The sequence below is a fragment of the Haloglomus litoreum genome, from assembly GCF_029338515.1.
GTDB lineage: Archaea > Halobacteriota > Halobacteria > Halobacteriales > Haloarculaceae > Haloglomus > Haloglomus litoreum.
In genome coordinates, this window is the sequence record NZ_CP119988.1 from 1,783,595 (window position 1) to 1,810,234 (window position 26,640).

Here is a 26,640-nt window from a genome sequence, read left to right on the forward strand (position 1 = left end):
TCGAGGCCGCTCTCACGCCGATTCGGGAGCCTCGAAGAAGCGGTTGTAGAGGACCGCGAACCCGAGGAACACCGCGAGCGCGCCGATGGCGGCACCGAGCCAGTCGCCGAAGGGCACCCCCACGGCGAGGAGGATCTGGGCGAGCGCGCCCCCGCCGGCGAACATCGCCGCGATGACGAGCAGCCCCAGGAAGAGGCGGGCTACGAACGTGTCCTCGATTGATGGTGCGGCCATGGTCGGAACGGCGTCTGTGATCGGGATAGGTCTTCGGGACGCGGCGGGACCGTGGTCACTCGGCCCGGACGACCCAGTGGTCCTCGTCCAGCCGCTCCAGGCGTGACACCTCGCGCATCCGAACGACGTAGCCGGTCGGCTGGCGCTCGGTCTCGTGGGCGGCGTCGACGCGGACGAGGTTCCCGATGACCTGCGCGGAGGGCGGCTTCTGGGCCGCGCCGCAGTCGTAGATGGTGATGAACTCGTTCCCGTCGTCGGTCTCGTAGACGATGATGTGGGCGTGCCGCGGGAGCCGCCACGCGTCCTCGCCGGCGACGGGGAGTTTGTTCACGGTGTCTCCTGGGGGTGGGCGGACGAAAGTGCGTCGGTCCCACGCTGCCGACACGCCGGGAACACGAGACCGCCCGGCTGTCCTCGAGCCGGGCGGTCGCGGTGACCGTCGTCAGGGACCACTGCCCCCCGGAGCGGCGGCTCGTCGAGCGGGGCGACACCTGCGGCGACCTGCCCCGGGCGTGGCTTCGAGGCCGCGCTCGGAAGCGGCTGCCGCCGGTCTCCACCGGGCTCGGACTAAAAAGCCCGCAGTTGACAGGCAGCAAGGATACGGCCGAGCCCCCCGAGGGAACGGTTGCTATGGCGGACAAGGAGAACGTACGACAGCAGTTCCGTGAAGCGTTCGAGGGTGCCGACTACCCTGTCAACAGCCCGATGGACCTCGTGCCGGCCCTGCCGAACGGCCCCGGTACGACGTTCGAGATCGGTGACGAGACCATCACCGCGATGGAGCTCAACCAGGAGGCCTCCGGTCAGGCGGACTATCCCTACGACAGCGTCGACGAGCTGGTCGACGCCCTCATCGACGGGATGGAAGACGAAGGCTACTTCTAGAGCCACGCGCTCGGACGAGCGCGCTCTTCTCGGACCAGGGACCGCTGGCGCGCCGGGGACCGGTAGCGCCGGTCGACCACAGCCACAGCGCCCGGTATTAGTGACCCGTCAATCCCCGGATTCTGGCCGGTAGCGGCCGCGCTCGTGGGGATACGCGGACCGAGAACCGAAGGACATAGGGGGCTACGGTCGGCAAGCCGGGCGTATAGATGCAGGACCTGGATGGGACCATCGGACAGGGACGAGGCGAGCCGGACTGGCTCCGGGCCGAGCGGGAGTACGAGGACGAGGTCATCGGGGACGACACGCTCGGCGAGCTGTTCGTCGCCAGCGCCCGCCGGAACAGCCGCCGGGACGCCCAGTGGTACAAGGGTGGCGTCTACGACCGCACGATGACCGGCGTCGCCTACCCGGAGGCGCTGGACGGCGAGTTCGCCGCGCTCACCTACGCCGACATGCTGGACGTGGTGCAGACGCTCTCGGCGGGCTTCGTCGACCTCGGCGTCGAGCACGGCGACCGCGTCGGGATGTTCGCCAACACGCGGATGGAGTGGGCCCAGTGTGACTTCGCCCTCCTCTCGGCGGGCGCCACCGTCACGACGGTCTACACCGAGTCCGAGCCGCCGCGGGTCCAGTACCTGCTCGGTGACCCGGGCGCGACGGGCGTGGTCTGCGAGAACGAGGCCCTGCTGGAGCGCGTCGTCCAGGTGGAGGACGACCTGGACGTGGAGTTCGCGGTCGTGATGGACGCGTTCGAGGCGCCCGAGAGCGACCTCGACGTCTACTCCCTGGCCGACGTGTACGAGCGGGGCCAGGAGACCTTCGACGAGGACTCGTTCCAGGAGCGTCTCGACGCCTGCGACCTCGACGACCTCGCGTCGCTCGTCTACACCTCCGGCACCACGGGCGACCCGAAGGGCGTGGAGCTGACCCACGGCAACTTCCGGGCGAACGTCAACCAGGTGCGCAGACGCTTCGGCCCCCGCCCGGACAAGGACCCCGACCTGCCCGTCATCGACGAGAACACCCGCACGCTGTCGTTCCTGCCGCTGGCGCACGTCTTCGAGCGGCTGGCGGGCCACTTCTCGATGTTCGCGACCGGCGGCACCGTCGCCTACGCCGAGTCGCCGGACACGGTGGGCGACGACCTGGAGAAGGTCCAGCCCTCGGGCGCGACGAGCGTGCCCCGGGTGTACGAGCGCATCTTCGACCAGATGCGCGAGCAGGCGTCCGGCTCGGACGTCAAGGAGCGCATCTTCCAGTGGTCGCTGGACGTGGCCCGTGACTACGGCCGCATCAAGCGCGATCCCGACGAGGAGCCCGACCTCGGCCTCCGTGTCAAGCACGCCATCGCCGACAGGCTCGTCTACAGCGACGTGCGCGAGGGCGTCGGCGGTCGCATCGACTCGTTCATCTCGGGAGGCGGCTCGCTCTCGAAGGAGCTCGCCCAGATGTTCGACGGGATGGACATCCCCATCAACGAGGGGTACGGGCTGACCGAGACCGCACCCGTCGTCTCCACCAATCCGGCCGAGGCACCGAAGCACGGCACGCTCGGCCCGCCGGTCGTCGACTGCGAGGTCATGGTCGACGAGTCGGTCGTCAGCCAGGAGCGCCGCGAGGAGGCCGACGGCCAGGTGGGTGAACTGCTCGTCCGCGGCCCGAACGTGTTCGAGGGCTACTGGAACAAGCCCGAGGCGACCGAGGACGCCTTCACCGAGGCCGAGGACGGCGGCGACCCCTGGTTCCGCACCGGCGACATCATCACCATCGACGAGGACGGCTACCTCGTCTACACCGACCGCCTGAAGACCCTCATCGTGCTCGACACCGGGAAGAACATCGCGCCCCAGCCCATCGAGGACGAGTTCTCCACCTCCGAGCGCGTCGAGCAGGTGATGGTGACCGGCGACGACGAGAAGTTCATCGGCGCCATCATCGTCCCGAACTTCGAGCAGGTGCGCCGCTGGGCCGACAAGCAGGGCATCGACCTGCCCGACGATCCAGAGGCCATCTGCGAGGACGACCGCGTCCACGACTACATCGCCGAGGAGGTCGACCGCGTCAACGCCGAGTTCGCCAAGCACGAGCGCATCAAGGCGTTCCGGCTCGTCCCCGTCGAGTGGACCGCCGAGAACGACTACCTCACCCCGTCGATGAAGAAGAAGCGCCGCGCCATCCGCGACGGCTTCGGCGAGTACATCGACAGCATCTACGAGGACTGACCGCGACGCCCGCTCTCGAGGCCCGCTGCCGCACGATGCCGACGCCGGGCCGCCCGTCACGGGGCGACGACAACCGGCAAAACCGTTATATCCCCCATTCTCGAGGGTTTGAACGAGATGGACGCACGTGTGGGGTCGTCCACAGCCCAGGTCAGACCGTCCGTGAGCCCCCGATGAGCGACGACAGCCCCCGCGACGAACTGGCAAGCGGGACCGTCGAGGACGGGGACGACCCCCGGGCCGTCGGTGCCGGCCACCTGCTCGCGCTCGCGGATCGGCTGGACGAGGTCATCTGGGTGATGCGGGCGGATTTCTCCGAGGTACTCTACGTCAACCGGGCGTTCGAGGAGCTGTGGGGCTACAGCCGGCGAGAGATGAGCGACTCGATAGAGGGCCACCTCGATGCGATCCACCCGGAGGACCGCGACGACGTCCGCGAGGCGATGGCCCAGCAGGCCGCGGCCGTCGCCGACGGCCGGGACGAGGAGGTCCACTACGACTTCCGCCTCCGTCGTGACGACCAGGTCCGGTGGATCGAGTCGGTCGCTTTCTCCATCCAGGGCGGCATGAACCACGAACCGGCCATCGGCGGCATCTCTCGCGACGTGACCGAACGGGTGCGGCGCGAGCGACGGCTCCAGGAGCAGGTCGAACGGCTGGACCAGGCGACCAGCTTCATCACCCACGACCTCCGGAACCCGCTGAACGTCGCGCAGGGGCGCCTGGAGCAGTACCGCGCCACCGCCGACCCCGAGAACCTCGACGCCGTGGCCGAGGCCATCGACCGCATCGAGGCCATCACGACTGACATGCTCGAGCTCGTGAGTCTCGAATCCTCGGACGAGCCCCGACGGCCCGTCGATGTGGGGACGATCGCCCGGCGAGCGTGGAACACCGTCGACACCCGGGAGGCCGAACTGGTGGTCGTGGACGACGTGACCGTGATGGCCGACGCCAGTCACCTCCGGTCCCTGCTGGAGAACCTGATCCGGAACGCGGTGGGCCACGGTGGCGACGATGTGACGGTCCGCGTCGGGGCACTCCCCGGCGGGGCGGGGTTCTACCTCGAGGACTCCGGGCGGGGCATCCCCGAACCGGAGCGGGAGTCGGCGCTGGAACACGGCTACTCGACCGGCTACAGCGGCACCGGAACCGGTCTGACCATCGTCCGCCGGGTCGCGGAGGCCCACGGCTGGGACATGTCGCTGGCCGAGAGCGCCGAGGGCGGGCTCAGGGTCGAGTTCGGACACGAGAGCGGGGCGACAGCGGACGGGGGCGTGGACGAGTCCGAAGACGGGTGGTTCGACGCGGCGGACTGACCGCGTCAGGGGACGAGCCGCTTCAGCACCGCCGACTCGATCTTCCGGAGGTGCTCACCCACGGTGCCGGAGGAGAGGTCCAGTTCGTCGGCGAGTTCCTGGTAGTTGGTCTGCCGGGGCTCCTCGTAGTAGCCCATCTCGACGGCTGTCCGGAGGATCTCGCGCTGGCGTTCGGTGAGCTGGTCGCCCGAGTCGGGCTGGTCCGGGTCGTACTCTCCAGTGGAGAGGAACTTCAGTCCCAGCCCCTCGGGCACGTCCCCGATGGCCTCGCGGATGGCGCGCTGGTTGCCGATGGCACGGACCTCCAGCGCCCCGCGGTCGGTGTAGCGCATCGGCGTGTCCAGGACAAGTTCGCGCCGCTGGGGGACGCTGTACAGCTGCTGCAGGTCCTCATCGGCGGTGATGCGCGAGTACGAGAAGATGCCCGTCTCCGAGACCGAGAGGTCGTACGAGATGACGTCCGGGTTGTCGCCGACCAGTTGCTCCAGGCGGTCGGCGTCGCCGGAGAACTCCAGCAGCACGACCGCGGAGCCGTCCTCGAGCACGTTGAAGTGGTGGATGGCCTCCCGGTGCACGTCGGGGTCGTCGGCCACCGCGCCGTCGGCCGGGTGGAGATAGCGCCCCCGCGGGATGAGCAGGAAGTCGACGTACCTCATATCTGCGGTTCGAGGGAGTCCAGCGTTATGAGGGTTGTGAGGTCGACGCCGCTCCCGCGCCCGCCGAAGCCGCGAATTCCCTGGACAAAATGTACGATTGAATCGGTAATTCGTGGTTTATCTAGTAAATCGGATTCTATCCCGCAAGTGGGTATCCTTCGGCAGATATCAGGGTTTCCTGCTCGGGGACCGCACGAGGGAGGACTGGCGTGTTACTCGCCGCGCAACTGCTTCATGTGGTCGATACGCGACTGCACGAGGTCGGCTTTCCCGATGTCGTGGCGCACGCGCAGCCCCTCCTCGCCGGCCTCGGCGAGCGCGGCCTCGGCCAGTTCCTCGGCCGCGGCGATGGTGTCGGCCACCCCGACCACGGCGAACGACCGGGAGGTCGTGGTGAACACGGCGCCGTCGTCGCGCGCGTCGACGCTGGCGTAGAACAGCTGGGCCCCCACCTCGGCCGCCGACTCCTCGTCGATTCGGACCTCGGCACCGGCCTCGGGGTCGGTCGGGTAGCCCGCGGGGACGGCGTACTTGCAGACGGTCGCCTGCGCGTCGAACGCGAGTTCCGGCAGGTCCGCCCCGGCGCGCGCATCGCGCAGGAGTTCGACGAAGTCCGTCTCCAGCACGGGCAGCGTGTTCATCGCCTCCGGGTCGCCGAAGCGGGCGTTGAACTCGACGACCTTCGGCCCGTCGGCCGTGAGCATGAACTGGCCGTAGAGGATGCCCTTGTACTCCGGCATGGCGTCGACGACGGCCTCGATGACCTCGACGGCGTCGTCGTAGTCGGCCTCGGTCATGAACGGCAGCTCGAACGAGGCGTCCGTGTACGAGCCCATCCCGCCGGTGTTGGGGCCCTCGTCGCCCTCGTAGGCGCGCTTGTGGTCCTGGACAGCGGGCGAGGTGCGGACCGAGCCGTTGGCGACGAACGCCTGGACCGTGAACTCCTCGCCGACGAGGCGCTCCTCGACGACCCACTCGTCGTAGTCGCTCTCGCGGACGTACTCGACGGCCTCGGACTGCGTGAGCTGGTCGCCCGTCACCCGGACGCCCTTCCCGCCCGTCAGGCCGCGGGGCTTGACCGCCACGTCGTGGTCCACGGAGGCGACGTAGTCGGCGGCCGCGTCGGCGTCCTCGAAGGCCTCGAACGCCGGGCAGCCCGGGATGGCCTCGTCGCGCATGAACTCCCGCTGGAAGCGCTTGTCCGTCTCGATGCGGGCCTCGTCCGCTTTGGGGGCGAACGCGTAGATGCCGGCCTCGTCGAGGGCGTCGGTCACGCCCGCCTGCAGCGGCGCCTCCGGTCCGACGACCGCGAGGGTGGCGCCCACGTCCTGTGCGACCCCGACCACGGCGTCGGGGTCGGTCTCGGACTCGACGACGTGGTACTCCTCGGCCAGCGCGTCGATGCCGGGGTTGCGGTTCGACGCACACGCGTACAGCGTGGCGTCCGCGGCCCGGTCGACGGCCCGCGCGACGGCGTGCTCGCGCCCGCCGCCGCCGACCAGCAGGACCCGCTCGTGCTTGCTCGTGCTCATGGGCGAGTCGCGGCGCGGGTCCCCCCTAAGGGTTGCTTTCCGACGTGGTGCCGGCCTCGGCTGCCTTCACCGCGTGGCGCCAGCTTCAGCCGTCCCCGTCGTCCGTGGTGGCCTCAGCCGTCCCCGTCGCCTGTCGCCGGGTCGGGGAGCCCGACCTGCAGGCTCAGGTCGTACGCGTGCTCGCCCGAGACCCACTCGAAGACGAGCCTCCGGGCGCGACGCTCGGTCCGGACCCCGTCGTGGTCGGTCTCCAGCGCCACGTTGGTCGCGCCGTCGAGTTCGGGGCTCTCCGGGCAGCCCCAGAACAGCGGGTCCTCGGTCCCGCGGAGCGTGTAGTAGTCGACGTCGCCGGGCGTCTCGTCGGCGTTCAGCCGCGCGAGCGGGTGGTCCTCGTCACGGTCGTAGTCGTCCCGGAGGAAGGGGGTCACCTTGTAGGTGTCCTCGGACATCCCGGCGTTGTCGGCCCAGCGGTTCAGCACGGAGCCGTGGTTGGCCCCAGCGAGGCCGACGACGCTGTCGACGTGGTCGTACTCGTCGTACTCGGAGAGCCACCACCGGGCGCCGGTCACGCCCAGGCTGTGGGCCACCACCGACACCGCATCGGCGCCGGTCTCGTTGCGGACCTGGTCGACGAAGTCGGCCAGCGAGGCCGCCATCTCCCGGTGGCTCGGGCTGCCGTCGCGGAACGTCACCGCCCACAGCTCGTCGCCGAGGTAGCCACGCTGCAGGAAGAACTCCGCGTGGGCCTCCCAGTCGCAGGCGTCGCGCTGGTTGCCGTGGACGAACACGACCGGGGTCCGCTCCGCCCCCGGTTCGGTGCCGTGGTGGTCGTGGCCGCCCCAGCCGCCGTACAGGCCGCCGGTGTTCCAGGGGAGCCGCGTGGCGTCGGCCCGCTCGCGGTCGCACTCGTCGTGGCACCCGCCGTGGCGCCGCGCGCGCTTCAGTTCTCGCAGGTTCGCCCGCAGATCTGCCGAGAATGGCCAGCCGCGTGAGCCGTTGGCAAGAGACACGTTCGCATCCCACGGGCACATCCTATAGCTGTTTCGACCAGTGACCGCCCGCCGTCCGGGGCATTGCCCCGGCCGATGGCTTTTGCGGGTCGCCACCGAACCCCCTGTATGCCCACCGTCGACCGCAACCGCCTGGACGATGCTGCCTCCCCCTACCTTCAGCAGCACGCCGACAACCCCGTCAACTGGCAGCCCTGGGACGACGAGGCGCTCGCGGCCGCCCGCGAGCAGGACGTGCCGGTCTTCCTCTCGGTCGGCTACTCCGCCTGCCACTGGTGTCACGTGATGGAGGAGGAGAGCTTCGAGGACGACGAGGTCGCCGGCGTCCTCAACGAGTCGTTCGTCCCCATCAAGGTGGACCGCGAGGAGCGCCCGGACATCGACTCGCTGTACATCACGGTCTGCCAGCTCGTTCGCGGGCAGGCCGGGTGGCCGCTGTCGGTCTTCCTCACGCCCGAGGGGAAGCCGTTCTACGTGGGGACCTACTTCCCGAAGGAGGCCACGCGCGGCCAGCCCGGCTTCCTGCAGCTCCTGCGCGACGTGCGCGACAACTGGTCGGACCCCGAGGAGCGCGAGGAGATCGAGGACCGTGCCGAGCAGTGGGCCGCGGCCGCGCGCGGCGAGCTGGAGGACGTCCCCGACCAGCCCGGGACGGCGCCGGACGCGGCGTTCCTCGACGCCGCCGCCTCGGCCGCACTCCGGTCGGCCGACCGCCAGCACGGCGGCTTCGGGCAGGGCCAGAAGTTCCCCCAGCCCGGCCGCCTGCACGTCCTCCTGCGCGCGCACGACCGCGCGGGGCGGGACACCTACCGCGAGGTCGTCGAGGAGACGCTGGACGCGATGGCGAACAACGGTCTGTACGACCACCTCGGCGGCGGCTTCCACCGCTACTGCGTGGACCGCTCGTGGACGGTGCCGCACTTCGAGAAGATGCTGTACGACAACGCCGAGATCCCGCGCGCGTTCCTCGCGGGCTACCAGGTCACCGGCGAGGAACGCTACGCGGCGGTGGTCCGGGAGACGTTCGCCTTCCTCGACCGCGAGCTGCGCCACCCCGACGGTGGGTTCTACGCCACGCTCGACGCCCGGAGCCCGCCGCTCGACGGCCGCTCGGGGGAGGCCGGCGAACTGGAGGAGGGGGCCTTCTACGCCTGGACGCCCGACGAGGTCCGCGCGGCCCTCGACACGTCCGGCGACCACGACGACCTCGACGCCGACCTCCTGTGCGACCGCTTCGGCGTCACCGGCGCGGGCAACTTCGAGGCGGGCCTGTCGGTCCTCACCCGCGCCGCCGATATCGAGGTTCTCGCGGGCGAGTACGGGCTCGACACGACCGAGGTCTCCGAACGCCTGGACGCGTCCACCCGGACACTCCGCGAGGCCCGCGCCGACCGCCCCCGGCCCCGCCGCGACGAGAAGGTGCTGGCGGGCTGGAACGGACTCGCCATCGCCGCGCTCGCCGAGGGCGCCCTCGTCCTCGAGGACGACCGCTGGGCCGGGCTCGCCACGGACGCCCTGGACTTCGTCCGTGACCGCCTGTGGGACGCCGACGGCGTGCCGGCGGGCAGCGCGGATGGGGACTCGGGCGAGGCGGTCGGTCGGCTCCAGCGCCGCTGGAAGGACGGTGATGCCGGCATCGACGGGTACCTCGAGGACTACGCGTTCCTCGGGCGCGGGGCGCTGGCCTGCTACGAGGCGACCGGTGGGGTCGAGCACCTCGCGTTCGCGCTCGATCTGGCGCGCTGCATCGAGGCCTCGTTCTGGGACGCCGACCGCGGGACGCTCTACTTCACGCCGGCCGGCGGTGAGTCCCTGGTCGCGCGGCCGCAGGAGCTCGGCGACTCCTCGACCCCGTCGAGCGCGGGCGTCGCCACGTCCCTGCTCGCCGCGCTCGACGGCTTCGTCGACCACGACCGCTTCGGCGACGTGGCCGAGGCCGTCGTCGGCACCCACGCCTCGACGCTGGAGTCGAACCCGCTCAAGCACCCGACGCTGACGCTGGCGGCCGACGACGTGGCCGTCGGGCCGCTCGAACTGACCATCGCGTCGGAGGACGACCTCCCGGACGCCTGGCGCGCGACGCTCGCGCGTACCTACCTGCCCGGGCGCCTGCTCGCGCCCCGGCCGGCGACCGACGACGCGCTCGCGGAGTGGCTCGACACGCTCGGGGGCGAGCGCGCACCGCCCATCTGGGCCGACCGTGGCGCGCGCGACGGCGAGCCGACGGTGTACGCCTGTCGGTCGCGTACCTGCTCGCCGCCGACCCACGACCTCGCGGGGGCGCTGGAGTGGGCTGCGGACCTCGGGCCCGGCGGGTCCGACCCCGACGGGGGTGAGTGACCCGGCGGATGGGCGCTCGCCGACGGACCGTGGCTCTCCCACTCGCGCTCCTGGTGGTGCTCGCGGGCTGCGGGAGCGCCGGTAGCGGGCCGACGACACCCCCCGCGGGGACACTGACCCCGGCCCCGGTCCCCAGTGACGACGGCCTCGTGGGTGGGACGCCGACGGCCGACCAGCGCGTCGGGGCCTTCGCCATCGGCCCGACCGAACCGCTCTGCCCGAGTGAGGTGGGCGAGGAGGGCAAGGACTACCCGGAGACCGTCGAGCGGGCGGTCACCATCGAGGGGAACTGGTCGGACGCCACCGGGGCCGCACGGCTCGCGGAACGGGCTGCGGCGGCCGGCCTCGGCGGGCCGCCACCCGAGATGGTCCCGGTCCCGGGTGGGCAGCGCCCCGTCACGCTCCTCGGCGAGACGTTCGACCCCGCGTCCCGGTTCGGCGTCGAGCGGTACGCGCTCGCCACCACCAGCGGGAACCGGTCGCTGGACGCCATCGTGCTCGCACCCGACGGGAACCGGACGACGGTCCGGCTGTACGCGCTCACCGGGTTCTGCTGAGAAGTGGGGCTGGCGGGGTCAGATATCCCGGTCAGCCAGCTGCTCGGCGAGCGAGACGAGGATGGGGACCGGCTCCTCCTCGACGAACCGCGCGAGCTCCTCGCCATCACGCTCGATCACGACCGTCGGGATGAGCTCGATACCGTACTCCTCGACGAGCGGGCCGGTCTTGGAGCCGTCGTCCAGCTTCTCGACGGGATAGTGCTCGACGCGGTCGCCGGTGATGCCCGCGGCCTCGAGCGCGGCGCCGAAGTCGGGGAGCTGCTTGCGGCAGTCCTTGCACCAGTCACCGCCCCAGACCTTCACGACGGCGTCGGCGGGGAGTCCGGCGAGCGTCTCGACAGCGTCCGAGTACGACGCCTCGTCCCACGCCGGGTTCGGCCGCATCGTCTCCAGACGGTCCCCCGCGGGCTCCGTTGCCTCGTTCCGTTGGTCGACCATACCGGCAGACACGGCACCGGGCGGGTTAAGCGACGCGCTCCCGGGAACCGCCGAGCGGGGGCCGGCCGTCGGAGCCTGCCGATCACCGCCAGAGGCGCAGCACGCCGTCCGAACGCGCCACGCCGAGCACGAGGTGGTCGCCCACCGTCACGGCGTGGAGGTTCGAGGCGACCCGCCCGCCCACCGGGACGCTCCACGCCGCCTCGGCGCCATCGGCCGTCCGCCGGATGCCGACCAGCCGCTCCCGGGCGTCGTCCGGGACGATCAGTTCGAATCGGCCGTCGCCGTCCGCGTCCGCGGCGACGGCCCCATCGAGAACCCGCGACCCGATGGCGTGTGAGGAGACGCCGTCGAGCGTGGCGGCGATGCGGAGCCGGGCCCCGTCCAGTCGGTAGAACTCGGCCGTCCCGCCGATGTGTGGGGTCCGCACGACGGCCACCTCCGGGCGTCCGTCGGGCGGGAACGGCGCGACCGCGAGTTGATGCCGCCAGCGGAAGCCCGAGCCCACGGCCGGGCCGGCCGCTACCCGGTCGCCGGCCAGGCTGTAGACCGCGACCCGTGCGCCGGCCGCGGCGTCCGCCTCGGTGACGACCACCTCGGGTCGTCCATCCGCCGACAGGTCCGCCACGATGGGTGCCTGGCCCTCGATGACGGCCGTCCCCGGCACGGACACCCGCTCCACGACGGCCGCTGCGGCGGGGTCGACCACCGAGAAGCCGCCGGCCTCGATGCGGTCCCCGAGCGCGCCGTGGCCGTACCGGTCGGTCGCATCCGAGAGCACGACCACGCGTGGGTCCGTCCCGGACCCACCCGGGGCCAGCACCGGGTACGCATCGGGTGGGGCCGCAACGTCGAGCCGGTGGGTGCGGTCGGGACCGACGATGACGAGCGCCCCATCGTCGGCGACGAACGTGCGAGGACCGTCCGGCAGCCGGAGGGGATGCGAGACCCCCGAGGTGCCGGGCGGGACCGGTGGCACGACCGGCCCGTCCGCGTCGGCCCCGAGCGTCGGGGGTTGCCCGGGCGACAGGTCGGCTCTCACGGCCGTCCGGGCCGCGCCGGTCCCGTCCACGCGGTGGGCGACCGCGGCGCCCTCGTCCTCGACGGTGACCCAGTAACTGCCCGCCCCGTCCCGCGCCGGCACCGCCACGACCCATCGCGGCTGGCCGCCCAGGTCCAGCCGGACGTCGAGTGGCTCGGTCCCCGGCATCCCGCCGGTCCCCGCTGCCACCCGGTTGCCGCTCGGGGTCAGATGGGTCGTCCGCGGTGGGGTGGTGGGGCCGGCGACGGTCCCCAGCGCAGCCGTCCCGGTGGGGGTGCGCTCGCGGCTCCGGAAGCCACAGCCGGCGAGGGCGGCGCCCCCGAGGAGCGCGAGGACGGCCCGTCGATGGTACACGCTCCCCGCTGCGTCGCCCCGTGCGATAAACCTCGGCGTCGGGGACGGGGGCTCAGAGACGCTCGCGCAGGTGTTCGAGGAGCGTGTGTCGGTGACAGCGCTTCCCGTCGCCCTCGAAGCAGACCAGCCAGATGTCCTCGCCGTCGTCGACGCGGGCGGCGAGGTCGGCCAGTGCCTCGGCAGCCGCCCCGTCGGCATCGAGGTACTCGCGGTACCGACGCGCGAAATCGGTCTCCTCCCAGGCCGCGTTGTGGGCCCCCTCGTCGCACATGCCGCGGCGCTTCAGCTCCGCCGTCCGGTCTTTCGCCTCGTCGAGGAGCGCCTCCGGAGGCCCGAGAGCGGGTCGGTTCTCGTCCGTCGCGGCCCGGAACCAGCCCGTCGGCCGTCGGACCACGCCGACGAGGCTGGCGTCGCCGGGGTCGACCAGGTCGTGCTGGAGCGCCGCGACGTACGTCTCGTCCACGGTTCCGGTCATCGTCGGGGACTGGGCTCGCGGGGCTACTGAAACCTGGCGACGGTTCAACCACGTGACGGGGCGGCCCTCACTCGAACGACCGGGCGGGCGTCACGCGATGTCCCGGGAGGTGTCGATGGCGACCTCCTCGGACAGCTCCAGCTTGATGATGTCGTTGAGCGCACGGCCGCCACGGAACTTCGGTACCGCGAGGCGGTTCTCGATGTCGTCGCCGCTCTCGATGGTCTTCAGGTCGAAGACGATGTCCGCCATGTGGAGGGTGGTGTCCCGGAGGGGCGGGATGGAGTGGCCGTCCAGACAGTGGAGCAGCGCCAGCGAGCCGGTGTTGTAGATGTGGTTCTGGAGTTCGTTCATGAAGTTCCGGAACCGGGCCGGCTCCTGGCTCTCGAGGATGTTCAGCGGGTCGACGATGAGGTTCGAGGACTCCGGGAGCGCCGACACCAGCTTGGCGGCGTTGTCCAGCGGCGCCTCCCCGGCCACGTCACGGACGGTCGGGCTGCCGGTGGTCGTGGGGGAGTTGGCGATGGAGTCCGACACCGCGTCGCCGGTCCGGTCCAGCGAGATGTACAGGGTGCCGCGGGTGGCGGTGAGTTCGTAGAGGAACAGCTCGGCCTGGCTCGCGGGAGCGGCGGTGAGAGCGACGATGCTACCGGCGGGGATCCCTCCATCGAGCTTCCGGTCGAGCACCTCGATGCCAGTCCGAAGCCGGTCCGCCATTGTGGGACTGGTTTACTCTACTGCGATTTAACAGTTCTGGCCCCCTGGGTCGGTGGCGCCGTACTGTGAACCCCCGAATCTGAGCGATAGCGGTCTCCTGGAGAGGGGTGAGGTCACTTGGGGATCTATCGAATCGGGCCGGCGGACCCGGACATCGACGTGCCTTCATATAGGGTGTCTGCGGGTCGGACACCGGGGGTCGGGGGATTCAAGACGGCGGGGGGCGCCTTTCCGGTAATGCGGCACGACCACCTCATCAGCGCCAGACAGCTCTCGCGGGGCGACGTGGAGACGGTGCTGGACCGCGCCGCCGAGTTCGACGCCGGCGAGCGTGTCGCCCGGGACGACGACCTGCTCGGGCTGTGCTTCTTCGAGCCGTCGACACGGACGAAGATGAGCTTCGACACCGCGATGAAACGTCTCGGCGGCGACACCGTCGACATGGGCACCGTCGAGTCGTCGTCGGTCAAGAAGGGCGAGTCGCTGGCGGACACCGTCCGCGTCGTCGCGGGGTACGCCGACGCGCTGGTCCTGCGCCACCCCAGCGAGGGCGCGGCGAAACTGGCCAGCGAGTTCGTCGACGTCCCCGTCATCAACGCCGGCGACGGCGCCGGCCAGCACCCGACCCAGACCCTGCTCGACCTCTACACCATCCGCGAGAACGCCGGCCTCGACGACATCACGGTCGGCATCATGGGCGACCTGAAGTACGGCCGGACGGTCCACTCCCTGGCCGAGGCGCTCACGGAGTTCGACGTCCGGCAGCACTTCATCAGCCCGGAGTCGCTCCGGCTCCCGCGGAACGTCCGCTACGACCTCCACGAGGCGGGCGCCGACGTGCGCGAGCACACCGATCTCGCGGGCATCCTGCCCGAGCTGGACGTCCTGTACGTCACGCGCATCCAGCGCGAGCGGTTCCCCGACGAGAACGAGTACCGGGAGGTCGCCGGCGAGTACCGCATCGATGCCGACACCCTCGACGCGGCGCGCGAGGACCTGACCGTGATGCATCCGCTGCCTCGGGTGGACGAGATCGCGCCCGACGTCGACGAGACCGACCACGCGACCTACTTCGAACAGGCCCACAACGGCGTCCCCGTACGGATGGCGCTGCTGGACCTGATGCTCTCCGGGGACGGGGGTGATGGCCGATGACCGACGCCGACCAGGAGCTGCGTGTCTCGAAGATCGTCAACGGGACCGTCATCGACCACATCGCGGCCGGCCAGGCGCTCAACGTCCTCGCCATCCTCGACATCGACGGGTCCGGCGGCGAGGAGGTCTCGGTCGGGATGAACGTCCCCTCCGACCGGCTGGGCCGCAAGGACATCGTGAAGGTCGAGGGCCGGGAGCTGAGCCCCGCCGAGGTCGACGTCCTCTCGCTCATCGCCCCCGCCGCGACCATCAACATCGTCCGCGACTACGACGTGGTCGAGAAGAGCCGCGTCACGCGCCCCGAGGTGGTGACGGGCATCCTCTCCTGCCCGAACACGAACTGCATCTCGACCGCGGGCGAGCCCGTCGAGTCGCGGTTCGAGGTCCTCGACGACGCCGTCCGGTGTGGTTACTGCGACGAGTTGCTCCGGGAGGACCTGGCGGCCCACATCGCGACCGACTGAGCGAGGCTGTGCCTATCGGTGGAACGAACACACTGATACAATTGCAACAAACTCTTTATATGGTATACGGGCGATATTAATCGCGAATTTCTACAACATGTGCCGGGAGTCCCGTTCTATGAATTTCTACCGCTGTCTCCCGATGTCGTCGACCAGCCCCCCAGCCGTTCGACCGCGTCGACGGCACCGGTCCCGGAGACGTAGGTGATGGGCTCGACGCCGTAGGCGCCGCGGTGGGGGCCACGGCGGGGACGCCCCCTCGGTCGGCGAACGCCGACGCGAACGCTGGGCCCCTGCTCGACAGGCGGGGCGACGGGGCGGTCGGGCGAAGAACGGCCGGTTTATGTCGGGTCATCACGGACGTTCGACCATGCAACGCCCACAGGTCGGCGAGCTATCGCCACCGGACCGGCTGCTGATGGGCCCCGGCCCGAGCGAGGTCCATCCGCGGACGCTCCGCGCGATGGCTGCGCCCCCCGTCGGCCACCTCGACCCCGCGTTCATCGAGGTGATGGACGAGACACAGGAACTGCTGCGCCACGTCCTCCGGACCGAGAACCAGTGGACCATCCCGGTCTCCGGGACCGGGAGCGCGTCGATGGAGGCCGCCATCGGAAACCTCACCCGCCCCGGCGACACGGTGCTGGTCCCGTCGAACGGCTACTTCGGTGACCGGATGGCCGCGATGGTCCGGCGCGCCGGCGGCGAGCCCGTCCGCGTCGACGCGCCGTGGGGCGAGCCGCTCGACCCCGACGACGTGAACGAGGCGTTCGCCGAGCACGACCCGGACCTGTTCGGCTTCGTCCACGCCGAGACCTCCACCGGCGTCAAGCAGCCCGACGTGCCCGCACTCACCGACATCGCCCATGACAACGACGCGCTGGTCATCGCGGACGTGGTCACGTCGCTGGGCGGCGTCGAGTTCCGGATGGACGAGTGGGGCGTCGATGCGGCCTACTCGGCCGGCCAGAAGTGCCTCTCCTGCCCGCCCGGCGCGTCGCCGCTCTCGCTCAACGGCCGCGCGATGGAGCGGGTCCAGTCCCGCGAGGAGCGGCCCCGCTCGTGGTACCTGGACCTCACGCTGCTGGACGAGTACTGGGGCGACGAGCGCGCGTACCATCACACCGCCCCCGTCTCGAACGTCTACGCGCTCCGTGAGTCCCTCCGGCTCGTCGTCGAGGAGGGGCTCGAGGAGCGCTGGGCCCGCCACGAGCGGGTCGCGGGCGCGCTCCGCGAGGGGCTGGCCGCGATGGGCCTGGAACCGGTCGCCGAGCCGGACTGGTGGCTCCCCTCGCTCAACACCGCCCGCCTCCCCGAGACCGCCCACGTCGAACCCGGCGACGTCATCGACCGGATGCTCCACGAGCACGACATCGAGATCGCCGGCGGGCTCGGGGACCTCGCGGGGGAGGTACTCCGCGTGGGCTGTATGGGCCACGGTGCCCGCCCGGACAACGTGACCGCGCTCGTCGCCGCGCTGGGCGACTCGCTGCTCGCGCTGGGCGTCGATGTCGACGCGGACGCCGGGCTGAGTACGGTCCGGGCGTCGCTCCGCGAGTCGTAGGGCCGCCGTGGGCGACGGGCGGGCGGGACGGCCGCCGGTCCGGTCGCACACTACTCCAACACGGCGACCTTTTGCGCACCGACCACCAACGGAGGGCCAGTGACCGATTCGCAGGAGGAGGACGCCGAGGAGGACGCGGAGCAGGGACCCGAGGGCGACGGCTCCGAGCAGCCGGCCCCCGACCTCCCCATCGATGCGTTCTACGACCTGCTGGAGGACCGCGAGCGGCCGGTCGTCACCGCGACGGAGGTCGCCACCGCGCTCGACTGCTCGCACGCCGACGCCGAGGACGCCCTCGCGGCCCTCGTCGCCGAGGGCCGGGTCCGGCGCCAGGCCGTCGAGAACGACCCCGTCGTCTGGTACCCGACCGATTGGAAGGAGACGCAGGGCCGCGAGCGGAGCGTCGTCTTCCCGAACCGCCGCGAGATCATCGTCGACCAGCCGAGTCAGTTCACCCGCGCGCAGCTCTCGACGTTCGCGCGGCTGGAGGACGTCAACGGTGAGCGGGGCTACCGGTACGTCGTCCGCGAGGACGACATCTGGCGCGCGCCACAGGAGACGTTCGAGGCGCTGCAGCGCTCGATGCGGCAGGCGCTCGGCGGGCGGTACGAGGCGCTAGAGGAGTGGGCCGAGGGCCAGTGGGAGCGCGCCCGCAAGTTCCGACTCTACACCCACGACGAGGGCTACGTCGTGCTGGCCGCGGCGAGCGCGGACCTGCTGGGCAACGTCGCCGAGCAGCACCTGGACGAGGGCGTCCTCCGGGCGCGCATCGGCGACACGGAGGCCTGGGTCGCGGAGGACCGCACCGCCGAGGTCAAGCGGACGCTGTACGAGGCCGGCTACCCGGTGCTGGACGAGCGCTCGCTGGACGAGGGCGACGACCTGCCGCTGGACCTGCACCTCCGATTGCGCGACTACCAGAACGACTGGGTCAAGCGGTTCATCAGCAAGGGCTCGGGCGTGCTCGTCGGGCCGCCCGGCTCCGGGAAGACGGTCGCGGCGATGGGCATCATGGCGGCCATCGAGGGCGAGACGCTGATCCTCGTCCCGTCGCGCGAACTGGCGAGCCAGTGGCACGACGAACTCCTCGCGAACACCTCGCTCACCGAGGAGCAGGTCGGGGAGTACCACGGTGGCCGCAAGGAGGTGCGTCCGGTGACCATCGCCACCTACCAGACCGCGGGGATGGACCGCCACCGGCACCTGTTCGACGACCGCAAGTGGGGGCTCATCGTCTACGACGAGGTACACCACATCCCGGCACCCATCGCCAGGCGGAGCGCACAGCTCCAGACGAAGCACCGGCTGGGCCTCAGCGCGAGCCCCATCCGGGAGGACGAGAAGGAGGACGAGATCTACACCCTCGTCGGCCCGCCGGTCGGCACGGACTGGGAGGCGCTGTTCGAGGCCGGCTACGTCGCCGAGCCCGAGGTGGAGATTCGGTTCGTCCCGTGGGCGAGCGACCTCCACGAGGACGAGTACGCCGCCGCACACGGTCACGAGCGCCGGATGGTCGCAGCGACCAACCCGGCGAAGGCCGCCGAGATCGAGGCCACCCGTCGCGACCACGTCGGCGAGAAGACCCTCATCTTCGTCGAGTACATCGACCAGGGGAACGCGCTGGCCGAGGAACTCAACGTCCCGTTCGTGAGCGGCGAGACGCCCCACGCCCGCCGGCGGAAGCTGTTCGAGGAGTTCCGGACCGGGCCACGCGACGCGCTCATCGTCAGTCGCGTCGGCGACGAGGGCATCGACCTCCCCGGCGCGGAGGTGGCCATCGCCGCCTCGGGGCTGGGTGGCTCCCGGCGACAGGGCGCCCAGCGCGCCGGCCGGACGATGCGCCCCGTCGGGAAGGCGCGGATGTACGTGCTGGCGACGCGCGGGACGAGAGAGGAGGAGTTCGCCCGCCAGCGAACCCGCCACCTGGCCGCGAAGGGCGTCCGGGTCCGCGAGCGCGACAGCGCGGCCTGGTCGTTCGAGGCGGGCGAGGCGACGCAGGTCGAGGACGAGGCCGGGTCGGCGGGCGCCGACGGCGGAGTGGGCCCTGGGACGGGGGACGGCGGCTGATGGGCCGGGTCCGCCGCCGGACGCGCATCGCCGCGCCACGCGAGCGCGTGTTCGACCTCGCACGGCACGTCGAGGCCCACGTCGCCACGATGCCCGACGAGCGGGCGCTCCAGGGGTCCGGCCTGCTCGAACTCGGGGACCGGGTCACCTTCCGCCAGCGCCAGTTCGGCGTCCCGTTCGAACTCACCGCGGAGGTGGTCGCCATGGACCGTCCCCGCTCGTTCCGTGACGAGCAGGTCGAGGGCGTCTTCGGCGCACTCACCCACGAACACAGGTTCGAACGCGACGGCGACGCGACCGTGATGACCGACGACGTGCGGTTCGAGCCCCCGTTCGGGCCGCTCGGGCCGCTCGTCGAGCCGGTGGCCAAGCACCGGCTCCGCCGGCTCGTCGACTACCACGCCGAGGCGCTGAAGGCGGTCGCCGAGGGCGACGAGTGGCGGCGCTTCCTGGAGTGAGCGGCCAAACTACAAGCCACCACCCCGTCAACGCCGTGGCGTGAGCGACGACACAGAGTCGGCGACGGACGACGGCACCGGGAGCACGGACCCGGAGGACATCGGTCGCGGTCGCCGTCACGAGCGACTGGCACGCCATCCGACACCCGGGCCGAAGAACTCGCTGCAGCACTGGCGCGAGGCCAAGTCCATCCCCACCGTCGTCGTCAACTACATCTTCGTCCTCGTGGCACGGCTGGCGCCCGCGCTCCCCGTGAAGGCGTGGGCGCTGCGGCGTATCGGCGTCACGGTCGGGGAGGGGGTGTCGTGGGGGCTGGAGGCGACGCCGGACGTCTTCTGGCCCGAACTCGTGACGCTGGAGGACCACGTCATCGTCGGCTACGACGCGACGCTGCTGTGCCACGAGTTCCTGCAGGACGAGTACCGGACCGGCGAGGTCGTCCTCCGCGAGCGGGCGATGCTCGGCGCGGGCGCCGTCGTCCTGCCGGGCGTCGAGATCGGCGAGGGGGCACAGGTCGCGGCCAACTCGCTCGTCGCCGAGGACGTGCCCGCGGGCGAGACGTGGGCCGGGGTGCCGGCCGAACCCGTCGGTGACGACGGAACGGCCACGGAGTGAGGGGCCGGCAGGTCAGTCCCGGATGCGGACGATGCCGTTCTTGAACACCTGCCTGTTGGGCACGACGAACTCCCGGCCGTCGCTCTCGATGCGGGTGACGAGGACGTCCACCTCCTGGACGATGCCGCGCTGGCCGTCGATGACGACCTCGTCGCCGATGGTGTAGGGCTCGTTGAGGACGAGGAAGATGCCGGCGGCGCCCGAGGCGAGCATATCCGAGAACGCCAGGCCGCCGATGAAGAACACGCCGAAGGCGTACGCCGCCAGCAGGATGAGGAGCGCGGCGGTCACGACGCCGAGTTGGCCGAGCGCGATGAGCGCCGCGATGTAGAAGATGCTGTACTTGACGACGAGCGGGAGCGCGTTCACCTCCGGCAGTTTGACCGAGCGGAGCCGCTCGCTCACCACGAGTTCGGCCTTGTCGCCGAGGATGAGGCCCGTGATGACGACCAGCGCGGCGATGAAGAGGCTCGGGAGGAAGTCGGTCAGGCCCGTGATGAAGATGCCGGCGTTCACGACGCCCGCGACCCGGAGGGCGAAGATGGTGCCGACGACGACGATGAACAGGCCCGACAGGCGCGAGACGAGTTTCACCGTCGAGGTGCCGAGCCGACGTGCGGTCCGCTCGAACAGGGTCCCCTCGACCTCGTCGGGGACGCCCGCGTCGGTCAGCAGGCTGTTGAGGAGGCGCGTGACGGCGATGCCGATGACGAGTGCCGTGACGACGATGAGGCTCGCGACGAAGAGATCGAGCTCGCTGGTGAGCAGGCGTCTGAGCAGTTGCCGCAGTTCGGCGATCTGCGCGACCATGGCTCAGTAGTCCTCCGGGTCGATCTCCAGCACCAGTTCCCCGCCGGAGAAGGCCCGCACCAGCCCGTCGGACTCGGAGAGGACGATGGCGACGGCGTTCGTGTCGCGCGTGATGGCGCCGCCGGCCATGTGCCGGGCCCCGAGGCCCTTCGGGATGTCGACGCCCTCGGCGGAGGGTTCGAGGTAGCGGTACGCGGAGACGATCTTCCCCGAGTCCGAGATGATGAAGGCGCCGTCCAGCCGGGAGAACTCCTTCAGCATCACGTTCACGATGGGGTCGCCGACGTGGACGTGGCTCTTCTCGAACGGGTTGTACGAGAGGGGGCGGGACTTGTTCATCACCTTGCCCGCGTCGCCGACGACGAACAGCGCGCCGACAGGTTTGCCCTTCTGGCCCTTCTTCCCGAGTTCGATTGCCACCTCCAGCACGTCCCGGATCACGGAGGCCTCGGCCCGGCTGTCCGCGAACAGTTCGTAGACGCCCGAGCGGGCGAAGTCGCCCGCCCGCACCCGGACGAGGCTGTCGATGTCCTCGGCGAAGGTCTTCGCCGCACACAGCACGGCGTCACCCTCCTCGATGAGGCCGTTCTCCAGCGCGCCCTCCAGTCCGAAGCGGATGCGCTGGGCCACGTCCGCGAACTCGAGCGGGAGTTCGACGTAGTGCTCGGCGTCGATGGCGTTCTCGCCGGCCACCACGACGACGGGCTTCTCGGCCTCGGCGACCCGTTCGTAGTACGACCCGCTCGGGCTGAACAGCAGCACGGCTTCCACGCCGTCCGTCATCTCGCCGACCAGGTCGCGCAGGTCGCTCATCGCTCCGTACCTCTCGCACGACACGTAAGAGGTTTATGGGCCGTCAGGCGCGCGTCTCACGCGTGCCAGTTCCCCGACAGGTCCGCTCGAGGGGATGGTACCCGACACGGGCTCGACACCACGCTATTTGGTACCGGGGGACGAGCCACCCCCATGGCCACCGACGAATCACCGGCCACCCGGATGTACCGCCACCGCCACGACACGCTCGTCACCGAGCGGGGGGACCCCTCGGACCCGACGCTGGTCTGCGCGCACGGGACCCTGATGGACCGGACGATGTTCGACCCGCAGCTCGACGCCCTCTCGGACGACTACCACGTCCTCGCGTACGACCTGCGCGCACGGACCGACCAGTACGCCGGCGACTACGACCTCTACGACCTCGCCGACGACTGCGAGGCCCTCCTCGACGCGCGCGGTATCGACTCCTGCACGCTCGCGGGGATGTCGATGGGCGGCTTCACGGCACTCCGGGTCGCCGACCGCTACCCCGAGCGGCTGGACGCCATCGTCATGGTCGACTCCATCGCGCAGCCCCACGACGAGAGCGACATCGAGCAGTACGGGGGGATGATCGACACCGCCCGCGAGATGGGCGAGGTGCCCGAGCCGATGGGCGAGACGGTCAGACACATCCTGTTCGGCGCCACCTCCAACCAGGAGCGCACCGACCTCGTCGACCGCTGGGTCCAGCGGTGGCTGACGTACCCGGGCGAGGCCGTCTACCGGGAGGTCTCCTCGTGGCTCGAACGCCCGGACTTCACCGACGAACTCTCCGCTATCGACGCTCCGGTGCTCGCCATCCACGGCGAGGAGGACACCGCACTGGAGATGGAGAAAGCGGAAGACATGGTCGAGCACCTGCCCGACGCGCGGCTGGAGCCGATTCCAGAGGCCGGCCACTCCTCGAACACGGAGAACCCCGAGGCCGCGAACGCCGCCATCCGGGGGTTCCTGGAGGAGGTGTACTGAGGCCGAGGACAGCTCCCTCAGCAGGTCAGTCGCCCGCACTCGACGACGTTCCCGGCCTGCCGGGCGACCTCGCTCACGTCGCTGATGCCGAACACGACGGTCGCGACCACGCTCCCGAGGATGACGGCGATGCTGACCATCATGATGACGCCGATCACCGGGCTGACTGCGCGCTCGTCATCGAACAACGTCTGCATCCGTTGTCCATCCATGTGGAAGGCGGCTACCTGTGACTCCCACCTTGCCTCACCGCCTGCATTGAAGTTGGCGACGGGACGGACGAAGTACCCATGCCGGGTACGTGACGTTACGTATCGGAGGATGCGGTGGGGATGGGATTTGAACCCATGAGGCGCGAAGCGCCAGTTGCTCTCAAGGCAACCACCTTGGGCCACTCGGTCACCCCACCTCGTGCGACGATTGACCGCGGGGTCGCTAAGTCCTGTCGGTGGCGGACGCGGCGCCGTGCGGGTCCCGGCAGTCACTCCCCGGCCAGTTCCAGCCCACCGTCCTCGTCCGTCACCACGGTCAACCCGGAGTCGTCCAGCCACTCGGCGACGTGGCTCGGGACCGGTCGCCCGGCCGTGCGGCGCGTCTCGACCTGCAACAGCGCCTCGGCGAGGTCGGCGCCCGTCTCCAGCATGGGCAGGGACTTCAGGAAGTCCACCTCGTGGCCGGCGTCACCCGCGCGGTCCGTCAGCGTCCGCAGCGCGGGCGGCGTGTACGCCCCGTCGAAGTCGATGGGCTCGGTGAAGCCCGCGAAGTAGACCCGCCCGCCGGTCGACGGGCCGAGCACGACCGGCGCGCGCCGGAGTTTCATCGCCGCCTCGTCGATCTCCTGCCGGGAGCAGAACGCCGCCGCCGGCTCCGTGACCGCCACGGAGGCGACCTCCTCCTGCTCCAGCAGGTGGGTGACGGTGTTGCCCGCGCGCCCGGCGAACGTCTCGCCGACCTGCACCTCGAAGCGGGCGTCGGCCGGGGCGTCGAGCGCCGATTCGAGCGCGTCCCGGACCTCCGCTTCGGCGTCGGCATCGGCGGGGACGTGCTCGTCCGGAATCGCATCATCGGGCCGGTAGTTGACGAGCAGGTCGCCGCCGCTCCCCTCGACCGCGGCGCAGATGTCACGGAGCCCGGCCGCGTACAGGTCGGCCGCCTCATCGGCCGAGAGCGGTGCGGTCTCGACGAGGTCGGGGAAGACGAGTCCGGGACGGGGCGGGTCCGCGAGCACGCAGACGACGGTCATACGTCGACGTGTCGCCGACGAGTCTTGAGCTTTTTATTCCAGCGGCGTCAGCGATGCGTATGGACTACACCCGGCCGCTCGGCGTCCTCGTCGCGCTCGGCGTCGCACTCGGTGTCGTCGGTTCGCTGGTCTCGCTCGTCACCGGCTCGCTCGGCGGCTTCCGGACGGCCGCCGCGGTCGTCACCATCGCGCTCGTCGTCGTCAGCGTCGCCGCCATGGTCGTCGTCGGTACACGCGGCAGCGCGGAGTGGCTGGAGAACAGCGGCTACTGGTGAACCGGCACCCGAAGACACATCACGCCGGACGCCGGTGCCGGCAGTATGCGCCTGTCAGCCCTCCTCCTCGTTCTGTCACTCCTCCTCGCCGGTTGCGGCGGCTTCGTCGGTGACGCGCCGACGGACTCCCCCGCCCCGGCCGCCGAGGACGCGCCGACGGACTCCCCCGCCCCGGCCGCCGAGGACGTGCGGTACGGCATCGCTGTCGAGAACGAGTACGCGTCGAACCGGACCTTCACGGTCCAGGCACGCACGCCGTCCGGGTCGGTACTGCTGAACCGGTCCCGGCAGCTCGTGGCCGGGGAACGGTGGCACGTCGCGAACGTCAGCGCTGCGGACTACGGGGAGGCCGAGTACGAACTGGCGGTGCTGGTGGATGGCGACCCGTCGTACGAGGGGAGCTTCAGCTTCCGGGAGTCCGAGCGGGTCACCCGCCGCACGGGCGCGACGCTCGTGGTCCTCGGTGAGAGCACCGGCGAGACTCACACGTGTGCCGGGAACGTGACCTGCTACCGCCAGCACGTCGAGGAGTGAACCGCCGGGTCAGTCCGCACCGACGCGGTCGGCACCCTCGATGTGGACGAGCTCCTCGACCGGCGGCAGTTCGGCGTCCTTCGAGGTGATGATCTCGATGCGCCGCGAGAGCTTCTCGCTGGCGTACTCGACGAGCGGCGTGCTGTCGAAGTCCGTGTCGTACTGGTCGTCGTCGACGATGCCCGCGATGTGCGGGAGCAGCTCCTGCAGCGTCTCCTGGATGATGGCCTCGTCGACGTCGCCGTTCTCGACGTGCTGCTGGACCTTCTGCATCCCGAAGCCGACGTGCCGGCCCTCGTCGGAGCGGATGCGGGTGATGCCCTCGATGAGGCCGTCGAGCATGACGCGCTCCTCGCCCTCGAACTGCTCGAACTCCGGGCCGGTATCCGAGTACTGGGCCTGGTAGCCGTAGTAGGCCGTCTGCGCGAGCACGGACTCGACGGCGAGGTGGTAGTGGCAGTAGGCGATGACGCGGTTCCGGGCCGTGTTCTCGCCGTCCTCCAGCAGCCTGTGCATCGCGGCCTCGGTCTTGTCGAACAGCTGCTCGTACGGCTCGTTGAAGAACTCCTCGGCGGTCGGCGGGAGCCGCTCGATGCCCCGGGCCTCGGCGACCGGGTCGATGACCTCGCGCCAGTAGCGGTCGAAGAAGACCGCGTGCTTGGCCTCCTCGTAGATCTGGCTGGAGACGAACATCTGGTCGTTGATGTCGTCCAGCGCGATGGCCAGCGGCGCGAGGTCCTCGGTGACGGCCTCCTCGCCGGCGCCGAACTTCGCGATGGAGGAGCGGAAGCCCCGGAACTCCTCGTCGCTCCAGTCCGAGTCGAGGATGCGCTCGCGGTCCTGCTCCAGCAGTTCCGTCGGGATGTCCTCGTACGGGTCCCAGTGCCGGTAGACGGCGTTCTTGAAGTACCCGCCCGCGAAGGAGTCCGGGTCCAGGCGCATCGACCGCTCGCTGTCCGCGTAGCGTGACATGTCCTCACATGAACGGGCAGTACAGCTTCAAGTCTTCGCCGTGCAACCGGGCATCATTAAATACGGGGCGGTGATTCACGGCTCCCGGACGACCTTCACGCAGCCGGGGCCGTCCCGGTCGTGGCCGGGGCCCCCGCCATTGCGGTTCCCGTGCGCGACGGTCAGTCCCCGGCCGCGGCGAGGTCCGCGAACGTCTCGCGGGCGTTCTCGACGGCCGTCTCGCGCTTCGCCGGGTAGGCCTCCACCTTCGCGCGGAGCGTGATGCCCTCCCCCAGCTCCGTGCGACCACCGAACGCCGCCTGCTTGTCCAGCGAGAGGAAGAACGCGCAGTTGTCGTCGACCCGGTCGTCGAGTTCGTCGAGCACCTGGTCCATCGCGTCGGCCTCGGCCAGCACCGAGAGGACGTGCCGGACGTCGTCGGCCCGCTCCAGCCGCGTCGAGAACACGAGGATGCGGTCGCCGTTGAACCCCTCCGTCTCGGACCGTTCGAGTTCCGGCGGGTCCCGTGGGTCGTCGTCGCCACGCGACGGGAGGAAGTGGTCGAGCGCGTCCGCCACGCGGTGCTCGTCCTCGGTCGCGTAGCAGAAGGTCCGCAGTTCGACGTAGTGGAAGGGGACCGACGCCATCGGGCGCTCGTTACTCCGCCTCGTCTTCGTCCTCGGCGCCGCCGACCTCCTCGTCGGGCGCCGCCTCGATAGCGTCCTCGGAGATGCCGGCCTCCTGGCCGTCCTCGAACTGGATCATGTAGGTGGCGTCGCCGAACATCGTCTCGGAGACCTGCGAGACCTCCCCCACCTGACCGTCGTACTCGCTGTGTTCGTCGTGCAGCACGACCGTATCGCCCTTCTCGAAGCTCATGCCAGCGAGTTCTCCACGGCGGCGCAAAAACACGTTGGTTCGCACCGCA

The 26,640-nt window shown here is 70.6% G+C and carries 30 protein-coding genes, 1 tRNA gene and 1 pseudogene; 14 read left to right on the forward strand and 18 right to left on the reverse strand.

The window, feature by feature from the left end:
- Positions 1–12 precede the first annotated feature (12 nt).
- Together P2T62_RS08755 and P2T62_RS08760 are read right to left on the reverse strand one after the other, a co-directional pair.
- Positions 13–234, reverse strand: a complete 222-nt coding sequence (locus tag P2T62_RS08755) for a hypothetical protein (RefSeq protein WP_276261018.1) — start codon at positions 232–234, stop codon at positions 13–15.
- 55 nt (positions 235–289) lie between these two features.
- Positions 290–565: a hypothetical protein gene (locus P2T62_RS08760; RefSeq protein ID WP_276261019.1), complete on the reverse strand. Its 276-nt coding sequence runs from the start codon at positions 563–565 to the stop codon at positions 290–292.
- Positions 566–864: 299 nt separating this feature from the next.
- Between P2T62_RS08760 and P2T62_RS08765 the strand changes: the two genes are divergently transcribed.
- From P2T62_RS08765 to P2T62_RS08775, 3 genes are all read left to right on the forward strand, one after another.
- The gene (locus P2T62_RS08765) at positions 865–1,119 is read left to right on the forward strand and encodes an MTH865 family protein (RefSeq protein ID WP_276261594.1); all 255 of its coding nucleotides are present in this window, start codon (positions 865–867) and stop codon (positions 1,117–1,119) included.
- 209 nt (positions 1,120–1,328) lie between these two features.
- Positions 1,329–3,344 (forward strand): AMP-dependent synthetase/ligase, encoded by a 2,016-nt coding sequence (locus P2T62_RS08770; protein ID WP_276261020.1) that lies wholly within the window; start codon positions 1,329–1,331, stop codon positions 3,342–3,344.
- A gap of 173 nt (positions 3,345–3,517) precedes the next feature.
- Positions 3,518–4,663: a sensor histidine kinase gene (locus P2T62_RS08775; protein WP_276261021.1), complete on the forward strand. Its 1,146-nt coding sequence runs from the start codon at positions 3,518–3,520 to the stop codon at positions 4,661–4,663.
- A 5-nt stretch (positions 4,664–4,668) separates the two neighbouring features.
- Here P2T62_RS08775 and P2T62_RS08780 read toward each other — a convergent pair whose 3' ends face one another.
- The 3 genes from P2T62_RS08780 to P2T62_RS08790 all read right to left on the reverse strand — a co-directional run bounded on the left by P2T62_RS08780 (position 4,669) and on the right by P2T62_RS08790 (position 7,861).
- The gene (locus P2T62_RS08780) at positions 4,669–5,319 is read right to left on the reverse strand and encodes a helix-turn-helix domain-containing protein (RefSeq protein ID WP_276261022.1); all 651 of its coding nucleotides are present in this window, start codon (positions 5,317–5,319) and stop codon (positions 4,669–4,671) included.
- Between the two features lie 212 nt (positions 5,320–5,531).
- Positions 5,532–6,851, reverse strand: a complete 1,320-nt coding sequence (gene purD / locus P2T62_RS08785) for a phosphoribosylamine--glycine ligase (protein WP_276261023.1) — start codon at positions 6,849–6,851, stop codon at positions 5,532–5,534.
- Between the two features lie 113 nt (positions 6,852–6,964).
- Positions 6,965–7,861 (reverse strand): esterase/lipase family protein, encoded by an 897-nt coding sequence (locus P2T62_RS08790; protein WP_276261024.1) that lies wholly within the window; start codon positions 7,859–7,861, stop codon positions 6,965–6,967.
- A 108-nt stretch (positions 7,862–7,969) separates the two neighbouring features.
- Between P2T62_RS08790 and P2T62_RS08795 the strand changes: the two genes are divergently transcribed.
- Together P2T62_RS08795 and P2T62_RS08800 are read left to right on the forward strand one after the other, a co-directional pair.
- Entirely contained in the window at positions 7,970–10,201 is a 2,232-nt protein-coding gene (locus P2T62_RS08795) for a thioredoxin domain-containing protein (protein WP_276261025.1), read from the forward strand.
- A gap of 29 nt (positions 10,202–10,230) precedes the next feature.
- Positions 10,231–10,758 (forward strand): hypothetical protein, encoded by a 528-nt coding sequence (locus P2T62_RS08800; protein ID WP_276261026.1) that lies wholly within the window; start codon positions 10,231–10,233, stop codon positions 10,756–10,758.
- Positions 10,759–10,776: 18 nt separating this feature from the next.
- Here P2T62_RS08800 and P2T62_RS08805 read toward each other — a convergent pair whose 3' ends face one another.
- From P2T62_RS08805 to P2T62_RS08820, 4 genes are all read right to left on the reverse strand, one after another.
- Complete coding sequence (locus P2T62_RS08805) at positions 10,777–11,199, reverse strand: thioredoxin family protein (protein WP_276261027.1); 423 nt, start codon at positions 11,197–11,199, stop codon at positions 10,777–10,779.
- Between the two features lie 82 nt (positions 11,200–11,281).
- Positions 11,282–12,595, reverse strand: a complete 1,314-nt coding sequence (locus tag P2T62_RS08810; RefSeq protein ID WP_276261028.1) for a hypothetical protein — start codon at positions 12,593–12,595, stop codon at positions 11,282–11,284.
- Positions 12,596–12,647: 52 nt separating this feature from the next.
- A complete protein-coding gene (locus P2T62_RS08815) occupies positions 12,648–13,070 on the reverse strand; it encodes a DUF488 family protein, N3 subclade (protein ID WP_276261029.1) in 423 nt (140 codons plus the stop codon).
- A gap of 90 nt (positions 13,071–13,160) precedes the next feature.
- On the reverse strand, positions 13,161–13,787 hold the full coding sequence (locus tag P2T62_RS08820; protein WP_276261030.1) for an RAD55 family ATPase: 627 nt from the start codon (positions 13,785–13,787) through the stop codon (positions 13,161–13,163).
- A 237-nt stretch (positions 13,788–14,024) separates the two neighbouring features.
- On the opposite strand from P2T62_RS08820, the gene pyrB reads away from it, so the two are divergent.
- Positions 14,025–14,942, forward strand: a complete 918-nt coding sequence (gene pyrB / locus P2T62_RS08825; protein WP_276261031.1) for an aspartate carbamoyltransferase — start codon at positions 14,025–14,027, stop codon at positions 14,940–14,942.
- Complete coding sequence (pyrI, locus tag P2T62_RS08830; RefSeq protein WP_276261032.1) at positions 14,939–15,406, forward strand: aspartate carbamoyltransferase regulatory subunit; 468 nt, start codon at positions 14,939–14,941, stop codon at positions 15,404–15,406. Before pyrB ends, pyrI begins: the two co-directional genes overlap by 4 nt.
- Positions 15,407–15,522: 116 nt before the next feature.
- On the opposite strand, the pseudogene P2T62_RS23425 reads toward pyrI, so the two are convergent.
- Positions 15,523–15,680, reverse strand: a pseudogene (locus P2T62_RS23425) (thiamine-phosphate synthase family protein); the annotation flags it as partial.
- A gap of 69 nt (positions 15,681–15,749) precedes the next feature.
- On the opposite strand from P2T62_RS23425, the gene P2T62_RS08835 reads away from it, so the two are divergent.
- The 4 genes from P2T62_RS08835 (at position 15,750) to P2T62_RS08850 (ending at position 20,111) form a co-directional block, all read left to right on the forward strand.
- The gene (locus P2T62_RS08835) at positions 15,750–16,970 is read left to right on the forward strand and encodes a pyridoxal-phosphate-dependent aminotransferase family protein (RefSeq protein WP_420028419.1); all 1,221 of its coding nucleotides are present in this window, start codon (positions 15,750–15,752) and stop codon (positions 16,968–16,970) included.
- A gap of 99 nt (positions 16,971–17,069) precedes the next feature.
- Complete coding sequence (locus P2T62_RS08840) at positions 17,070–19,037, forward strand: DEAD/DEAH box helicase (protein ID WP_276261034.1); 1,968 nt, start codon at positions 17,070–17,072, stop codon at positions 19,035–19,037.
- On the forward strand, positions 19,037–19,495 hold the full coding sequence (locus P2T62_RS08845; protein WP_276261035.1) for an SRPBCC family protein: 459 nt from the start codon (positions 19,037–19,039) through the stop codon (positions 19,493–19,495). Before P2T62_RS08840 ends, P2T62_RS08845 begins: the two co-directional genes overlap by 1 nt.
- Before the next feature lie 100 nt (positions 19,496–19,595).
- A complete protein-coding gene (locus tag P2T62_RS08850; RefSeq protein WP_276261595.1) occupies positions 19,596–20,111 on the forward strand; it encodes an acyltransferase in 516 nt (171 codons plus the stop codon).
- Between the two features lie 12 nt (positions 20,112–20,123).
- Here the strand turns inward: P2T62_RS08850 and P2T62_RS08855 are convergent, their stop codons facing one another.
- The gene (locus tag P2T62_RS08855) at positions 20,124–20,921 is read right to left on the reverse strand and encodes a mechanosensitive ion channel domain-containing protein (protein ID WP_276261036.1); all 798 of its coding nucleotides are present in this window, start codon (positions 20,919–20,921) and stop codon (positions 20,124–20,126) included.
- Positions 20,922–20,924: 3 nt separating this feature from the next.
- A complete protein-coding gene (gene dacZ, locus P2T62_RS08860; protein WP_276261037.1) occupies positions 20,925–21,734 on the reverse strand; it encodes a diadenylate cyclase DacZ in 810 nt (269 codons plus the stop codon).
- Between the two features lie 153 nt (positions 21,735–21,887).
- On the opposite strand from dacZ, the gene P2T62_RS08865 reads away from it, so the two are divergent.
- A complete protein-coding gene (locus P2T62_RS08865) occupies positions 21,888–22,709 on the forward strand; it encodes an alpha/beta fold hydrolase (protein WP_276261038.1) in 822 nt (273 codons plus the stop codon).
- Between the two features lie 17 nt (positions 22,710–22,726).
- Here P2T62_RS08865 and P2T62_RS08870 read toward each other — a convergent pair whose 3' ends face one another.
- The 3 genes from P2T62_RS08870 to P2T62_RS08880 form a co-directional block, all read right to left on the reverse strand.
- Positions 22,727–22,906 (reverse strand): type IV pilin N-terminal domain-containing protein, encoded by a 180-nt coding sequence (locus tag P2T62_RS08870; RefSeq protein ID WP_276261039.1) that lies wholly within the window; start codon positions 22,904–22,906, stop codon positions 22,727–22,729.
- Between the two features lie 127 nt (positions 22,907–23,033).
- Positions 23,034–23,118, reverse strand: a tRNA-Ser gene (locus P2T62_RS08875).
- Between the two features lie 72 nt (positions 23,119–23,190).
- The gene (locus P2T62_RS08880) at positions 23,191–23,952 is read right to left on the reverse strand and encodes a hypothetical protein (RefSeq protein WP_276261040.1); all 762 of its coding nucleotides are present in this window, start codon (positions 23,950–23,952) and stop codon (positions 23,191–23,193) included.
- Between the two features lie 59 nt (positions 23,953–24,011).
- On the opposite strand from P2T62_RS08880, the gene P2T62_RS08885 reads away from it, so the two are divergent.
- Together P2T62_RS08885 and P2T62_RS08890 are read left to right on the forward strand one after the other, a co-directional pair.
- Positions 24,012–24,227, forward strand: coding sequence for a hypothetical protein (locus P2T62_RS08885; protein ID WP_276261041.1), 216 nt, complete (start codon positions 24,012–24,014; stop codon positions 24,225–24,227).
- 45 nt (positions 24,228–24,272) lie between these two features.
- Positions 24,273–24,761 carry a hypothetical protein gene (locus P2T62_RS08890; RefSeq protein WP_276261042.1) on the forward strand — a complete coding sequence of 163 codons (489 nt, stop codon included), beginning with the start codon at positions 24,273–24,275 and terminating at the stop codon, positions 24,759–24,761.
- Between the two features lie 9 nt (positions 24,762–24,770).
- On the opposite strand, the gene P2T62_RS08895 is transcribed toward P2T62_RS08890, so the two are convergent.
- From P2T62_RS08895 to P2T62_RS08905, 3 genes are all read right to left on the reverse strand, one after another.
- Positions 24,771–25,733 (reverse strand): ferritin family protein, encoded by a 963-nt coding sequence (locus tag P2T62_RS08895; RefSeq protein ID WP_276261043.1) that lies wholly within the window; start codon positions 25,731–25,733, stop codon positions 24,771–24,773.
- A gap of 161 nt (positions 25,734–25,894) precedes the next feature.
- Entirely contained in the window at positions 25,895–26,359 is a 465-nt protein-coding gene (locus tag P2T62_RS08900) for an RNA-binding protein (protein ID WP_276261044.1), read from the reverse strand.
- A gap of 10 nt (positions 26,360–26,369) precedes the next feature.
- Positions 26,370–26,591 carry a DUF1918 domain-containing protein gene (locus P2T62_RS08905; protein ID WP_276261045.1) on the reverse strand — a complete coding sequence of 74 codons (222 nt, stop codon included), beginning with the start codon at positions 26,589–26,591 and terminating at the stop codon, positions 26,370–26,372.
- Between the last annotated feature and the right edge of the window lie 49 nt (positions 26,592–26,640).

Coding starts and splice junctions, on each gene's coding strand:
- P2T62_RS08755 (WP_276261018.1), bottom strand. CDS start 234: ATGGCCGCACCATCAATCGAGGACACGTTCGTAGCCCGCCTCTTCCTG.
- P2T62_RS08765 (WP_276261594.1), top strand. CDS start 865: ATGGCGGACAAGGAGAACGTACGACAGCAGTTCCGTGAAGCGTTCGAG.
- P2T62_RS08770 (WP_276261020.1), top strand. CDS start 1,329: ATGCAGGACCTGGATGGGACCATCGGACAGGGACGAGGCGAGCCGGAC.
- P2T62_RS08775 (WP_276261021.1), top strand. CDS start 3,518: ATGAGCGACGACAGCCCCCGCGACGAACTGGCAAGCGGGACCGTCGAG.
- P2T62_RS08780 (WP_276261022.1), bottom strand. CDS start 5,319: ATGAGGTACGTCGACTTCCTGCTCATCCCGCGGGGGCGCTATCTCCAC.
- purD (WP_276261023.1), bottom strand. CDS start 6,851: ATGAGCACGAGCAAGCACGAGCGGGTCCTGCTGGTCGGCGGCGGCGGG.
- P2T62_RS08795 (WP_276261025.1), top strand. CDS start 7,970: ATGCCCACCGTCGACCGCAACCGCCTGGACGATGCTGCCTCCCCCTAC.
- P2T62_RS08805 (WP_276261027.1), bottom strand. CDS start 11,199: ATGGTCGACCAACGGAACGAGGCAACGGAGCCCGCGGGGGACCGTCTG.
- P2T62_RS08815 (WP_276261029.1), bottom strand. CDS start 13,070: ATGACCGGAACCGTGGACGAGACGTACGTCGCGGCGCTCCAGCACGAC.
- P2T62_RS08820 (WP_276261030.1), bottom strand. CDS start 13,787: ATGGCGGACCGGCTTCGGACTGGCATCGAGGTGCTCGACCGGAAGCTC.
- pyrB (WP_276261031.1), top strand. CDS start 14,025: ATGCGGCACGACCACCTCATCAGCGCCAGACAGCTCTCGCGGGGCGAC.
- pyrI (WP_276261032.1), top strand. CDS start 14,939: ATGACCGACGCCGACCAGGAGCTGCGTGTCTCGAAGATCGTCAACGGG.
- P2T62_RS08835 (WP_420028419.1), top strand. CDS start 15,750: ATGTCGGGTCATCACGGACGTTCGACCATGCAACGCCCACAGGTCGGC.
- P2T62_RS08845 (WP_276261035.1), top strand. CDS start 19,037: ATGGGCCGGGTCCGCCGCCGGACGCGCATCGCCGCGCCACGCGAGCGC.
- P2T62_RS08855 (WP_276261036.1), bottom strand. CDS start 20,921: ATGGTCGCGCAGATCGCCGAACTGCGGCAACTGCTCAGACGCCTGCTC.
- dacZ (WP_276261037.1), bottom strand. CDS start 21,734: ATGAGCGACCTGCGCGACCTGGTCGGCGAGATGACGGACGGCGTGGAA.
- P2T62_RS08865 (WP_276261038.1), top strand. CDS start 21,888: ATGGCCACCGACGAATCACCGGCCACCCGGATGTACCGCCACCGCCAC.
- P2T62_RS08870 (WP_276261039.1), bottom strand. CDS start 22,906: ATGCAGACGTTGTTCGATGACGAGCGCGCAGTCAGCCCGGTGATCGGC.
- P2T62_RS08880 (WP_276261040.1), bottom strand. CDS start 23,952: ATGACCGTCGTCTGCGTGCTCGCGGACCCGCCCCGTCCCGGACTCGTC.
- P2T62_RS08885 (WP_276261041.1), top strand. CDS start 24,012: ATGGACTACACCCGGCCGCTCGGCGTCCTCGTCGCGCTCGGCGTCGCA.
- P2T62_RS08890 (WP_276261042.1), top strand. CDS start 24,273: ATGCGCCTGTCAGCCCTCCTCCTCGTTCTGTCACTCCTCCTCGCCGGT.
- P2T62_RS08895 (WP_276261043.1), bottom strand. CDS start 25,733: ATGTCACGCTACGCGGACAGCGAGCGGTCGATGCGCCTGGACCCGGAC.
- P2T62_RS08900 (WP_276261044.1), bottom strand. CDS start 26,359: ATGGCGTCGGTCCCCTTCCACTACGTCGAACTGCGGACCTTCTGCTAC.
- P2T62_RS08905 (WP_276261045.1), bottom strand. CDS start 26,591: ATGAGCTTCGAGAAGGGCGATACGGTCGTGCTGCACGACGAACACAGC.